This is a genomic window from Pseudomonas jessenii, assembly GCF_002236115.1.
In the GTDB taxonomy this organism is placed as follows: Bacteria; Pseudomonadota; Gammaproteobacteria; order Pseudomonadales; family Pseudomonadaceae; genus Aquipseudomonas; species Aquipseudomonas jessenii.
This window is the reverse complement of sequence record NZ_NIWT01000003.1, coordinates 659,927-672,978: the sequence shown is the minus strand read 5'-3', so window position 1 is coordinate 672,978 and position 13,052 is coordinate 659,927. Positions and strand designations below refer to the sequence as shown.

Sequence of the window (13,052 nt, the reverse complement as noted above, 5' to 3'; positions counted from 1 at the left end):
TTAAGAGGTGTCCGGAATTATTAGGCCAGTTCAAGCTCGCTCCTACAGAGTTACTTCAACGCTGCCAGAATCGCATCCGGGTCATACCCGCGAATCAGCGTCCCGTTCACATCGATGATCGGAATGCCCCCACCACCCAGCGCCTGATAGTCCTCGCGCGCGGCAGCATCCTTCTCGATGTCGAACTCCTTGTACGCAATGCCTTTCTGATCGAGGAAGCGCCGGGTCAGCTTGCAGTAACCACACCATTCGGTGGCGTAGAGCACAACGTTGGCCTTGGCCTGCGTCTGCGCCGACACCACTTGCGATGGATTGAACACCCGCTCGATCTTGCCCCAGTTCTGATAGGCCACGACCACCAGCAGGATCAGCAGGAATTTCTTCAGTACGCCGCCGAGCATCAGTTGCGACGCTTCAGCTGATCGGTGAGCGAAGTGGGCAGGCCCTTGATGATCAACGTGCCGGCTTCCTCGTCGTACTCGATCTTCGAGCCCAGCAGGTGTGCTTCGAAACTGATCGACAGGCCTTCGGCGCGACCAGTGAATCGGCGGAACTGGTTCAGGGTGCGTTTATCGGCCGGGATTTCCGGCGAGAGGCCGTAATCCTTGTTGCGGATGTGATCGTAGAAAGCCTTCGGGCGTTCTTCGTCGATCAGCCCCGACAACTCTTCCAGGCCCATCGGCTCACCGAGCTTGGCCTGGCTACTGGCGTAATCCACCAGGGTCTTGGTCTTCTCGCGGGCGTCGTCTTCCGGCAGGTCTTCGCTTTCAACGAAATCACTGAAGGCCTTGAGCAGGGTGCGGGTTTCACCCGGACCGTCGACGCCTTCCTGGCAGCCAATGAAGTCGCGGAAATACTCCGAAACCTTTTTGCCGTTCTTGCCTTTGATGAACGAAATGTACTGCTTGGATTGTTTGTTGTTCTGCCACTCGGAAACGTTGATCCGCGCCGCCAGGTGCAACTGGCCAAGGTCGAGGTGGCGGGATGGGGTCACGTCCAGTTCGTCGGTTACGGCCACGCCTTCGCTGTGGTGCAGCAGGGCGATGGCCAGGTAGTCGGTCATGCCTTGCTGATAGTGTGCGAACAGCACGTGGCCGCCGACCGACAGGTTCGACTCCTCCATCAGTTTCTGCAGATGCTCGACCGCCACGCGGCTGAACGCAGTGAAATCCTGACCGCCCTCGAGGTACTCCTTCAGCCAGCCGCTGAACGGGAACGCGCCGGATTCCGGATGGAACAGGCCCCAGGCTTTACCCTGTTTGGCGTTATAGCTTTCGTTGAGGTCGGCGAGCATGTTCTCGATGGCCGCAGACTCAGCCAGTTCAGAGTCGCGGGCGTGGAGAACTGCAGGTGTGCCGTCGGGTTTTTTGTCGATCAGGTGGACGATGCAATGACGGATCGGCATGGGCTTCTCGGCTGAATGAAGAGAGGAGGGCGCGCTCCCCCGAAAAAGCGCCCAGTGTACCGCAACCACTGGTTTTGGCGCGGTGCGAAGGCCAATTCCCGGGCGACCGGCGGCGCTTATGCGATTTTTTCCCGATTTAGAGCAATAAAGCTGACCAAATGGGTAGCTGGAGGCGGATATTTCCCCGTCTCTGTGCTAGCTTTGCCCGGTCTTGCGCGAAGTCACTGCGTTAAGCGTGCAGTCAGCATTTGTCAGGTCGAACCAAACCCTGATTTCGGTATCTATAACCCCGATCCCGAGGTTATTTGGCCGAGGGTGCCAGATCCAGAAGATCGGGCTCGATAGCTGACATTGCACTCTGCAATCCATATGAATTTGATAGGGAAGGAACACTAAATGGCTCTTACTAAAGACCAACTGATCGCCGACATCGCTGAAGCTATCGACGCGCCGAAAACCACCGCGCGTAACGCTCTGGACCAACTGGGCCAAATCGTTGCCGATCAGCTGGAAAACGGCGGCGAAATCACTCTGCCAGGTATCGGCAAGCTGAAAGTGACTGAGCGCCCTGCCCGTACTGGCCGTAACCCTTCGACTGGCGCTGCCATCGAAATCGCTGCCAAGAAAGTGATCAAGCTGGTTGTGGCCAAAGGCCTGACCGACGCTGTTAACAAGTAAGACTTGTTAAAAAAAAACCGTGCACCGGAGCGATCCGGGCACGGTTTTTTTGTGCCTGCGATTGTAGGAGCGAGCCTGCTCGCGATGGGCGCAAACGATAACGCGGGCAGTCTGAATGAACGCGTTGCTCTCAGGTTTTTCGCGAGCAGGCTCGCTCCTGCAGGTGGACGTGTTTTAGTTTTTAGGCGCCCAACGTTCGCGCCAAACCTGTTGCTGGACTGGATTCTGGAAAGTCCACGCCACGAAGCGGCTCTGCTTCTGTCCCTGACCCATTTCCACTACCTGACTGTCCAGCGCGCCAGCCTTGTTCAGGGCCGCCTGGATCGCCGGCAGGTTCGACGCCTTCGACACCAGTGTGCTGAACCACAGCACTTGTTGCGCCACCTGCACACTCTCGCTGACCAGTTGCGTGACGAAACGCACTTCTCCGCCCTCACACCACAATTCCGCCGCTTGGCCGCCAAAGTTCAATACCGGCAGCTTGCGTTTCGGATCGGCCTTGCCCAGGGCGCGCCATTTGCGTGTGCTGCCCCGTGTGGCCTCGTCCAGCGAGGCGTGGAACGGCGGGTTGCACATCGTGAGGTCAAAGCGCTCTGCGCTCTCCAGCAGGCCGGTGAGGATCTGCTTGGGGTTGCTCTGCTGGCGTACCTGGATCGCTTTGTTCAGGCCATTGGATTGAATGATGGCCTTCGCCGCGGCGATGGCGGTCGCATCGATATCGGAACCGAGGAACTGCCAGCGATAGTCGCTGTAACCGATCAGCGGATACACGCAGTTGGCGCCCATGCCAATGTCCAGCACCTTCACTGCGGCGCCACGGGGGATCACACCGTCATTGCCACTGGCCAGCAGGTCGGCGAGGAAGTGCACGTAATCGGCGCGGCCTGGCACCGGTGGGCACAGGTAGTCGGCCGGAATGTCCCAGTGAGCGATGCCATAGAACGACTTGAGCAGCGCTCGGTTGAACACCCGCACGGCTTCCGGGCTGGCGAAGTCGATGCTTTCCTTGCCGTACGGATTGATGATTACGAATTTCTTCAGTTCCGGGGCACTTTTGATCAGCGCCGGAAAGTCGTAGCGACCCTGATGGCGATTGCGCGGGTGCAGGCTGGCCTTTTCCTTCGGGGCGACGGCCGTGGCCGGGGTCTTCGGGGCAGGCTTTTTGCGCGCAGGCTTGGGGGAGCGGGGGGCGGTCATGGCGGTGGTCGATTCGGGTATGGCTAAAAGTGGCGGGCATTGTCCCACATCCGGCCCGTGTGAACCCAATTGTGGCAAACACCGCTGTCCCTTGTGGGAGCGAGCTTGCTCGCGATGGCGGTCGGTCAGTCAATATTGATGTTGAATGTTATGGCCTCATCGCGAGCAAGCTCGCTCCCACAGGGGATTTTTGGCGTTTGGGAAAATGGGACAACAGGCACAAAAAAGGGAGGCCATTGCTGGCCTCCCTTTTTCATTGCGACTCGCCGTTACAAACTGGCAATCCGCGCATGCTGCTCGGCCAGCTTGCCCAGGGCCTGTTCGGCCTCGGCCAGTTTGGCGCGTTCTTTCTCGATGACTTCAGCCGGTGCCTTGTCAACGAAACCGGCGTTGGACAGCTTGCCGCCGACTCGTTGCACTTCACCTTGCAGACGCTGGATTTCCTTGTCCAGACGCGCCAGTTCCGCACCTTTGTCGATCAAGCCGGCCATTGGCACCAGCACTTCCATCTCGCCGACCAGCGCGGTGGCGGACAGCGGTGCTTCTTCGCCAGCAGCCAGTACGGTGATCGATTCCAGGCGCGCCAGCTTCTTCAGCAGAGCTTCGTTCTCGGTCAGGCGACGCTGGTCCTCGGCGCTGACATTCTTCAGGAACAACGGCAGGGGTTTGCCCGGGCCGATGTTCATTTCGCCACGGATGTTACGGGTGCCGAGCATCAGGCCCTTGAGCCATTCGATGTCATCTTCGGCGGCCTGATCGATGCGTATTTCGTTGGCCACTGGCCAAGGTTGCAGCATGATCGTCTTGCCTTCGATGCCGGCCAGCGGCGCAATGCGCTGCCAGATTTCTTCGGTGATGAACGGCATGAACGGGTGCGCCAGGCGCAGGGCGACTTCCAGCACGCGCACCAGGGTGCGACGGGTGCCGCGCTGGCGTTCGACCGGTGCGTTTTCGTCCCACAGCACAGGCTTGGAGAGTTCCAGGTACCAGTCGCAATACTGGTTCCAGATGAACTCGTACAAGGCTTGTGCTGCCAGGTCGAAACGGAACTGGTCAAGCTGGCGGGTCACTTCGGCTTCGGTGCGCTGCAGCTGCGAAATGATCCAGCGGTCAGCCAGGGACAGCTCAAAGGCTTCGCCGTTCTGGCCGCAGTCTTCGCCCTTGTCCAGTACGTAGCGCGCCGCGTTCCAGATCTTGTTGCAGAAGTTGCGATAGCCTTCGACGCGGCCCATGTCGAACTTGATGTCACGACCGGTGGACGCCAGCGAGCAGAAGGTGAAGCGCAGGGCGTCGGTGCCGTAGCTGGCGATGCCTTCGGCGAACTCGTCGCGGGTCTGCTTCTCGATCTTCTTCGCCAGTTTCGGCTGCATCATGCCGGAGGTGCGCTTCTGCACCAGGGCTTCGAGTTCGATGCCGTCGATGATGTCCAGCGGGTCCAGGACGTTGCCCTTGGACTTGGACATCTTCTGGCCCTGGCCATCGCGCACCAGGCCGTGGACGTAGACGGTCTTGAACGGAACCTGCGGAGTGCCGTCTTCGTTTTTCACCAAGTGCATGGTGAGCATGATCATCCGGGCAACCCAGAAGAAAATGATGTCGAAGCCAGTCACCAGGACGTCGGTGGAGTGGAATTTCTTCAGGAACTCGGTTTTTTCCGGCCAGCCGAGGGTGGAGAACGTCCACAGGCCCGAGCTGAACCAGGTGTCGAGAACGTCGTTGTCCTGTTGTAGCGCAACGTCCGGGCCGAGGTTGTGCTTGGCCCGCACTTCGGCTTCGTCGCGACCGACGTAGACCTTGCCCGACTCGTCGTACCAGGCCGGAATCCGGTGGCCCCACCACAACTGGCGGCTGATGCACCAGTCCTGGATGTCGCGCATCCACGAGAAGTACATGTTTTCGTACTGCTTCGGCACGAACTGGATACGACCGTCTTCAACGGCGGCAATCGCAGGCTCGGCCAAAGGCTTGGTGGACACGTACCACTGGTCGGTCAGCCAAGGCTCGATGACGGTGCCGGAGCGGTCGCCTTTCGGTACCTTCAGGGCGTGATCGTCAACGCTGACCAACAGGCCGGCGGCGTCGAACGCGGCCACGATCTGCTTGCGCGCTTCGAAGCGGTCGAGACCGGCGTATTCGGCCGGGATCTTGCCGTCGATGGTTTCGTTCAGCGTGCCGTCGAGGTTGAACACCTGGCAAGCCGGCAGGACCGATGCGTTCTTGTCGAAGATGTTCAGCAGCGGCAGGTTGTGACGCTTACCGACTTCATAGTCGTTGAAGTCGTGGGCCGGGGTGATTTTCACGCAGCCGGTGCCGAATTCAGGGTCGCAATAATCGTCGGCGATGATCGGGATGCGGCGGCCAACCAGTGGCAGCTCGACAAATTTGCCGATCAGGGCTTTGTAGCGTTCATCGTTCGGGTTAACGGCCACGGCGGAGTCGCCGAGCATGGTTTCCGGGCGAGTGGTCGCGACGATCAGGAAGTCGTTGCCTTCAGCGGTCTTGGCGCCGTCGGCCAGCGGGTATTTCAGGTTCCACAGGAAACCTTTCTCGTCGTGGTTCTCCACTTCGAGGTCGGAAATCGCCGTGTGCAGCTTGGTGTCCCAGTTGACCAGGCGCTTGCCGCGGTAGATCAGGCCGTCTTCGTGCAGGCGGACGAAAGCCTCTTTAACGGCCTCCGAGAGGCCGTCGTCCATGGTGAAGCGCTCGCGGCTCCAATCTACGGACGAACCGAGACGACGGATCTGACGGCTGATGTTGCCACCGGACTCATCTTTCCACTCCCAGACTTTCTCGAGGAATTTCTCGCGGCCCAGGTCATGGCGGCTCTGGCCCTTGGCTTCGAGCTGACGCTCCACCAACATCTGCGTGGCGATACCGGCGTGGTCGGTACCCGGCTGCCACAGGGTGTTGCGACCCTGCATGCGGCGGAAACGGATCAGGGCGTCCATGATCGCGTTGTTGAAGCCGTGACCCATGTGCAGGCTGCCGGTGACGTTCGGCGGCGGGATCATGATGGTGTAGGACTCGCCCGCGCCTTGCGGGGCGAAGTAATTCTCTGACTCCCAGGTGTTGTACCAGGAAGTTTCAATGGCGTGCGGCTGGTAGGTCTTATCCATGCGCGGCGGGACCCTATTGGCATTTATTCAGGAAAAGCCGGGAAGTATAGCGGGGATGAGCCCATGCGCGTAGAGCGAGGTGACAATGGGTGGGGGAAAAGTTGTGGTTTTTCGGGGAGTGTTTTGTCTGCAATGACGCCATCGCGGGCAAGCCACGCTCCCACAGGATCAGTGTCGATCACAAAATAGTGGTTCGACAAAAAAACTGTGGGAGCGGGCTTGCCCGCGAAAGCAATCTGTCAGGCGATCTGATTCAAATCGTTATGCCGCGTTTCCTTCAGGCACAGAACCGCGATCAAACTCAGCACCGCCGCCGCGGACACATAACCGCCGACATAACTCAATCCGCCCATCGCCACCAGTTTCTGGGCGAAGAACGGCGCCGCGGAAGCGCCGACGATACCGCCCAGGTTGTAGGCCGCCGAGGCGCCGGTGTAGCGCACGTGGGTGGGGAACAGCTCCGGCAGCAACGCCCCCATAGGCGCAAATGTCACACCCATCAGAAACAGTTCGATGCACAGGAACAACGCCACGCCCCAGGTCGAGCCTTGGGTCAGCAGGGGCTCCATGAGGAAGCCGGACAGGATCGCCAGCACACCGCCGATGATCAGCACCGGTTTGCGCCCATAACGGTCGCTGGCCCAGGCCGACAGCGGGGTGGCGGCAGCCATGAACAGCACCGCGAAGCACAATAGGCCGAGGAAGGTTTCGCGGCTGTAGCCGAGCGTTGCCACGCCGTAACTCAGGGAAAATACGGTGGAGATGTAAAACAGCGCGTAGCACACGACCATCGCGCCGGCTCCCAGCAATACGGGCGCCCAGTATTGGCCGAACAGCTCGAACAGGGGGATCTTTACCCGTTCCTGGCGCGCCATGGCGTTGGCGAACACCGGGGTCTCATGCAGCTTGAGACGAACGTACAGGCCGACCATCACCAGTGCGGCGCTGAGCAGGAACGGAATACGCCAGCCCCATGAGCGGAACTGTTCGTCATCCAGCACCACGGCCAGGGTCAGGAACAGGCCGTTGGCCGCCAGAAAACCGATGGATGGACCCAGCTGCGGGAACATGCCGAACCACGCGCGCTTGCCTTTCGGCGCGTTCTCCGTGGCCAGCAATGCCGCGCCACCCCATTCGCCGCCCAATCCAAGGCCTTGGCCGAAGCGCAGGACGCAAAGCAGGATCGGTGCCCAGGCGCCAATGCTGTCGTATCCCGGCAGCACGCCGATCAGCGTGGTACACACGCCCATCAGCAGCAGCGAGGCGACCAGGGTCGATTTGCGGCCGATACGGTCGCCGAAGTGACCGAAAAGGGCCGAACCCAAGGGGCGTGCAAGGAAGGCGATGCCGAACGTGAGAAAAGCCGAAAGCATCTGGGCGGTGCCGGATGTCTGCGGAAAGAACACCGGGCCGATCACCAGCGCGGCGGCGGTGGCATAGACGTAGAAGTCGTAGAACTCGATGGCGGTACCGATGAAGCTTGCGGTGGCCACGCGGGTGGCGGAGTTCGTCGGTTGCGCAGGTGTGGAGTCGCTGTAAGTCGTGCTGGTCGTCATGCGGTTATCCCTGACAGTCATGTGCTCCAGTGGAGCGAATTATTATGGTCGAGAACCCAGGGATGTGGGCGGAGGCACGGTCGCTGTTCAAGGTAGGAACAGTCGTCGGTTTGTTGCGGACTTTGCTGGTGGACAGGCCGGATGCTGCGACGTGCGGGGTAAGCACGGGGCCGGCGAGGCTTGGGTAAGCGTTTCGATTATAGGAAGGTGGCTAACGATCGAACAAGAGGGCTTGCGAGGACATTGTGGCGAGGGGGCTTGTCGGAACGCCGCACCGCCCCGTTCGGCTGCGAAGCAGTCGTAAAGTCGGCAGCCACGGTGTACCAGATGAAAAGTAGTTGCATGGTTTAGCACTGCTTCGCAGCGCAACGGGGGCAAGCCCCCTCGCCACAAGGATTTGTGTCGGGTTTTAGATAACCACAGGCATCGAGCTGGTCTGCCAGATCAGCACCCGCGTGACACGGTTGTCCTCGGTCTCGAGAATTTCCAGGCGATACCGGCCGATCTTCAGGCACACCGCGCTATCGGGAATAGTCTCCAGGGCCTCGGTCACCAGGCCGTTCAAGGTTTTCGGGCCATCGCTGGGCAGGTGCCAGCCGAGGCTCTTGTTCAGCTCGCGAATGGACGCGGCACCGTCGATCACCAGGCGTCCGTCGGCTTGCGGATGAATGTGTGGGTTGTCCAGGCTCTGCTGGCTTTCGAACTCGCCGACGATTTCTTCGAGAATGTCTTCCAGGGTAACGATGCCCAGCACTTCGCCGTATTCGTCGACCACCATGCCCAGGCGCCGCTGCTGCTTGTGAAAGTTGAGCAGTTGCAGTTGCAACGGGGTACTTTCCGGCACGAAGTACGGCTCGTGGCTGGCCGCCAGCAACGCTTCCCTGGTCAGGCTCGCATCGGGCAGCAAATGAAGGATGTGTCGGGTGTTGAGGACGGCTTCGACCTGGTTGATATCGCTGTGGAACACCGGCAGGCGCGTGCGTTTGTTGTGGCGCAATTGTTCGATGATTTCTTCGATGGAGTCATCGAGATTGATGCCGTCCACGTCGCTGCGCGGTACCAGGATGTCATTGACGGTAATGTTGTCCAGCGCGTGGATGCCTGGCAGCGGGTGAGGGCGGCTTGCGGTTTCGGAGGGCGCATGCCGCTCCGTCAGCGCTTCGTCCTCGCTTTGTTGCACCACTTTGGCTTTACGGGCGAATGGGCGCGTCAGCAACTGACTGATGCTGTTGAGCAGCCATGCCGCGGGATAGATGATTTTCAGCGGCAACCGTAGCAGGTTGTTGCCCTGGGCCAGGATCGCATCCGGATAGCGGGTGGCGAGGGTGCGTGGCAAATAGTCGGAAAACACCAGCAACATGGCGCCCGCTCCGAGGCAGGCGACCCACGGGCCGTTCTCGGCCCAGGTGAACAAGGCCAGCAAGGTGCTGATGACCACCACGAGTGCACGGCAGAGGGTGTTGCAAAAAATCAGGCTGGCCAGTGGGAAGCTGAGTTTCGCTACCGGTTTGTCGCTGGAACGCGTTGCGGTGCGCTGGGCCAGCAAATGCTGGTGCGCCGCTTCGATGGCGGTAAACAGCCCTGACCATAAAACCAGCAGGGTCACTACCGCGAGCATCGGCCCTATGGGCAAGTCGTCCATTAATGCCGCCCGTCAGATATGCAGGATGTATTCACGAACCAGCTTGCTGCCGAAATACGCCAGCATCAGCAGGCAAAAACCGGCCAGGGTCCAGCGAATGGCTTTGTGCCCGCGCCAGCCAAGGCGATTGCGTCCCCACAGCAGCACGCTGAAAACGACCCAGGCCAGGCAGGCCAGCAGTGTTTTGTGCACCAGATGCTGGGCGAACAGGTTCTCTACGAACAGCCAGCCGGAAATCAGCGATAGCGACAACAGCGTCCAGCCGGCCCAGAGGAAACCGAACAGCAGGCTTTCCATGGTTTGCAGTGGCGGGAAGTTCTTGATCAGCCCGGATGGGTGCTTGTGCTTGAGCTGATGGTCTTGAATCAGCAGCAACAAAGACTGGAACACCGCGATGGTGAACATGCCGTAGGCCAGGATCGAAAGCAGGATGTGGGCGAGGATGCCCGGCTCCTCAACGATGACCTGTACCGTGCCGGCGGGAGCAAAATGCGCCAGCAACACGGTCAAGGCCCCAAGCGGGAGCAGCAGGACCAGCAGGTTCTCCACCGGAATCCGCGAGCAGGCCAGCAGGGTCAGTGCGATGACCGCCACGGCTATCAGGCTGGCGGCACTGAAGAAGTCCAGGGCCAGGCCGGTCGGGGTCAGCAGGTGGGTGAGCAGGCTGACGCTGTGGGCCAATACGGCGAGCACGCCGAGCATGACCAGCAGGCGTTTGTTGACCTTGGCGCCGGACGCCAGGCGAGTGCCCTGGTAAATGGTCGCAGCGGCGTACAAGCAGGCGGCGGCGAGAGTAGTTAGCAAGCTGGGTGACAAGGGGAGCATAAATCCTGTTAGGCAAGCCCGAAAGTCGCTGAGTTTGGCATAGAACCCCCGCCACACGAAAGACCGCGCAACCCGACGGCGAGGTGTCCGCCGGCCGCAGTCTTCGCTATAATCCGCGACCTGCCCACGCCGCAGGCTCGCCGAGCACACGTTTAGTCCGGTCCGGGCCGCCATTATCCCGGTCTACACAGGGCCTGAAAGGATCGCGCAATGTTTGAAAACTTAACCGACCGTCTCTCGCAGACGCTGCGCCATGTCACCGGCAAGGCCAAGCTGACTGAAGACAACATCAAAGACACCCTGCGCGAAGTGCGCATGGCGTTGCTCGAAGCCGACGTCGCCCTGCCGGTGGTCAAGGACTTCGTCAATTCGGTCAAGGAACGCGCCGTCGGCACAGAGGTGTCACGCAGCCTGACGCCGGGCCAGGCCTTCGTGAAGATCGTCCAGGCCGAACTCGAAAGCCTGATGGGCGCGGCCAACGAAGATTTGAACCTGAGCGCAGTGCCGCCAGCGGTCATCCTCATGGCAGGTTTGCAGGGCGCTGGTAAAACCACCACCGCCGGCAAGCTCGCGCGCTTCCTTAAAGAGCGCAAGAAGAAGTCGGTCATGGTTGTGTCCGCCGACGTTTATCGTCCAGCGGCGATCAAGCAACTGGAAATGCTCGCCGGTGAAGTCGGCGTTACCTTCTTCCCGTCCGACCTGAGCCAGAAGCCGGTCGCGATCGCGCAAGCGGCTATTAAGGAAGCCAAACTCAAATTCATCGACGTGGTCATCGTCGATACCGCCGGTCGCCTGCACATCGATGAAGAGATGATGGGCGAGATCAAGGCCCTGCACGCCGCGATCAACCCGGTCGAAACCCTGTTCGTGGTCGACGCCATGACCGGCCAGGACGCCGCCAACACGGCCAAGGCCTTCGGCGATGCATTGCCGCTGACCGGTGTGATCCTGACCAAGGTCGACGGCGACGCCCGTGGCGGTGCCGCACTGTCGGTGCGCGCCATCACCGGCAAGCCGATCAAGTTCATCGGTATGGGCGAGAAGAGCGAAGCGCTCGATCCGTTCCATCCTGAGCGTATCGCCTCGCGCATCCTCGGCATGGGCGACGTGCTCAGTCTGATCGAGCAGGCGGAAGCGACCCTCGACAAGGACAAGGCCGACAAACTGGCCAAGAAGCTGAAGAAGGGCAAGGGCTTCGACCTCGAAGACTTCCGCGATCAGCTGCAACAGATGAAGAACATGGGCGGCCTCGGCGGGCTCATGGACAAGCTGCCGAACATGGGTGGCGTGAACCTGGCGCAAATGGGCAACGCCCAGGGTGCGGCAGAGAAGCAATTCAAGCAGATGGAAGCCATCATCAACTCCATGACCCCGGCCGAGCGCCGTGACCCTGAGATGATCAGTGGTTCGCGCAAGCGCCGGATCGCCATGGGTTCCGGCACCCAGGTGCAGGACATCGGCCGCTTGATCAAGCAGCACAAGCAGATGCAGAAGATGATGAAGAAGTTCTCTGCAAAAGGCGGAATGGCCAAGATGATGCGCGGCATGGGCGGAATGTTGCCCGGCGGCGGCATGCCAAAGATGTAAAGAATCCGCGCCGGTCATCGCACCGGCGCAGACCCGCAAGGAAGCGGGATCTCCAGCAAACCCGCACTTGGCGGGAGCTGACCGGCCGTTTTCAACGACGGCTCTATAGCAAATCTGCATGGCGGCCGATAGACCGCCGGAAAAAGTCATTTGCAAAAGTCCGGATATTCCTTAGAATATGCGGCCTTTCGGGCACCCATGCCCGCTGTGCCTTTAGATTTGCAGCACCGACTACAGGAACGATGTTCACATGCTAACAATCCGTCTTGCCCTTGGCGGCTCCAAAAAGCGCCCGTTTTACCACTTGACCGTAACCGACAGCCGCAACCCGCGCGACGGTTCGCACAAGGAACAGGTTGGCTACTTCAACCCTGTTGCCCGTGGTCAGGAAGTTCGTCTGTCCGTGAACCAAGAGCGCGTAGCCTACTGGCTGAGCGTTGGTGCACAACCTTCTGAGCGCGTTGCTCAGTTGTTGAAGGAATCTGCTAAGGCTGCGGCCTGAGCAATATGAACGCGACGCCAGCCATTGCTGATGATTTGATCGTTATCGGCAAGATTTATTCTGTTCACGGCGTTCGCGGCGAAGTGAAGGTGTACTCCTTTACTGATCCGATTAAAAACCTGCTGGACTACAAAACCTGGACGCTCAAGCGTGACGGTAATGTAAAGCAGGTAGAGCTGGTCAGCGGACGCGGGAATGACAAGTTCCTGGTCGCAAAGCTCAAGGGTCTCGATGATCGCGAAGAAGCTCGTCTTCTGGCCGGTTATGAGATCTGCGTGCCGCGCAACCTGTTCCCTGAACTGACCGACGGCGAGTACTACTGGTACCAGCTGGAAGGTCTCAAGGTCATCGATACGCACGGACAACTGTTCGGAAAAATCGATCACCTGCTGGAGACCGGCTCGAACGATGTCATGGTGGTCAAGCCTTGCGCTGGCAGCCTGGATGATCGCGAACGCCTGTTGCCCTATACGGAGCAATGCGTGTTGGCCGTCGACCTGGCCGCGGGCGAGATGAAGGTGGATTGGGACGCGGATTTCTAAGC

11 protein-coding genes are annotated in these 13,052 nt (G+C 60.0%); 4 read left to right on the top strand and 7 right to left on the bottom strand.

The annotated features are described in order from the left end of the window. Positions 1-50 precede the first annotated feature (50 nt). Both PSJE_RS12280 and yejK read right to left on the bottom strand, forming a co-directional pair. A complete protein-coding gene (locus PSJE_RS12280) occupies positions 51-401 on the bottom strand; it encodes a glutaredoxin family protein (RefSeq protein ID WP_057713407.1) in 351 nt (116 codons plus the stop codon). After that, positions 401-1,405 (bottom strand): nucleoid-associated protein YejK, encoded by a 1,005-nt coding sequence (gene yejK, locus PSJE_RS12275; RefSeq protein WP_008018580.1) that lies wholly within the window; start codon positions 1,403-1,405, stop codon positions 401-403. The genes PSJE_RS12280 and yejK overlap by 1 nt, the downstream gene beginning before the upstream one ends. A 396-nt stretch (positions 1,406-1,801) precedes the next feature. On the opposite strand from yejK, the gene PSJE_RS12270 reads away from it, so the two are divergent. Continuing rightward, complete coding sequence (locus PSJE_RS12270; RefSeq protein ID WP_007905514.1) at positions 1,802-2,083, top strand: HU family DNA-binding protein; 282 nt, start codon at positions 1,802-1,804, stop codon at positions 2,081-2,083. Positions 2,084-2,257: 174 nt separating this feature from the next. On the opposite strand, the gene rlmF is transcribed toward PSJE_RS12270, so the two are convergent. The 5 genes from rlmF to PSJE_RS12245 all read right to left on the bottom strand — a co-directional run bounded on the left by rlmF (position 2,258) and on the right by PSJE_RS12245 (position 10,419). Next, complete coding sequence (rlmF, locus tag PSJE_RS12265; protein WP_090457568.1) at positions 2,258-3,280, bottom strand: 23S rRNA (adenine(1618)-N(6))-methyltransferase RlmF; 1,023 nt, start codon at positions 3,278-3,280, stop codon at positions 2,258-2,260. 269 nt (positions 3,281-3,549) lie between these two features. Then, complete coding sequence (locus PSJE_RS12260) at positions 3,550-6,396, bottom strand: valine--tRNA ligase (RefSeq protein ID WP_090457566.1); 2,847 nt, start codon at positions 6,394-6,396, stop codon at positions 3,550-3,552. Positions 6,397-6,635: 239 nt separating this feature from the next. Next, entirely contained in the window at positions 6,636-7,952 is a 1,317-nt protein-coding gene (locus tag PSJE_RS12255; RefSeq protein ID WP_090457564.1) for an MFS transporter, read from the bottom strand. A 409-nt stretch (positions 7,953-8,361) separates the two neighbouring features. Further along, complete coding sequence (locus tag PSJE_RS12250) at positions 8,362-9,594, bottom strand: transporter associated domain-containing protein (protein ID WP_090457562.1); 1,233 nt, start codon at positions 9,592-9,594, stop codon at positions 8,362-8,364. 12 nt (positions 9,595-9,606) lie between these two features. After that, positions 9,607-10,419 (bottom strand): cytochrome C assembly family protein, encoded by an 813-nt coding sequence (locus tag PSJE_RS12245; protein ID WP_090457561.1) that lies wholly within the window; start codon positions 10,417-10,419, stop codon positions 9,607-9,609. Positions 10,420-10,629: 210 nt separating this feature from the next. On the opposite strand from PSJE_RS12245, the gene ffh reads away from it, so the two are divergent. From ffh to rimM, 3 genes are all read left to right on the top strand, one after another. Beyond that, positions 10,630-12,006: a signal recognition particle protein gene (ffh, locus tag PSJE_RS12240; protein WP_090457559.1), complete on the top strand. Its 1,377-nt coding sequence runs from the start codon at positions 10,630-10,632 to the stop codon at positions 12,004-12,006. 250 nt (positions 12,007-12,256) lie between these two features. After that, positions 12,257-12,508 (top strand): 30S ribosomal protein S16, encoded by a 252-nt coding sequence (rpsP, locus tag PSJE_RS12235; protein WP_007972721.1) that lies wholly within the window; start codon positions 12,257-12,259, stop codon positions 12,506-12,508. Between the two features lie 5 nt (positions 12,509-12,513). Then, entirely contained in the window at positions 12,514-13,050 is a 537-nt protein-coding gene (gene rimM, locus PSJE_RS12230; protein WP_057713414.1) for a ribosome maturation factor RimM, read from the top strand. Positions 13,051-13,052 lie beyond the last annotated feature (2 nt).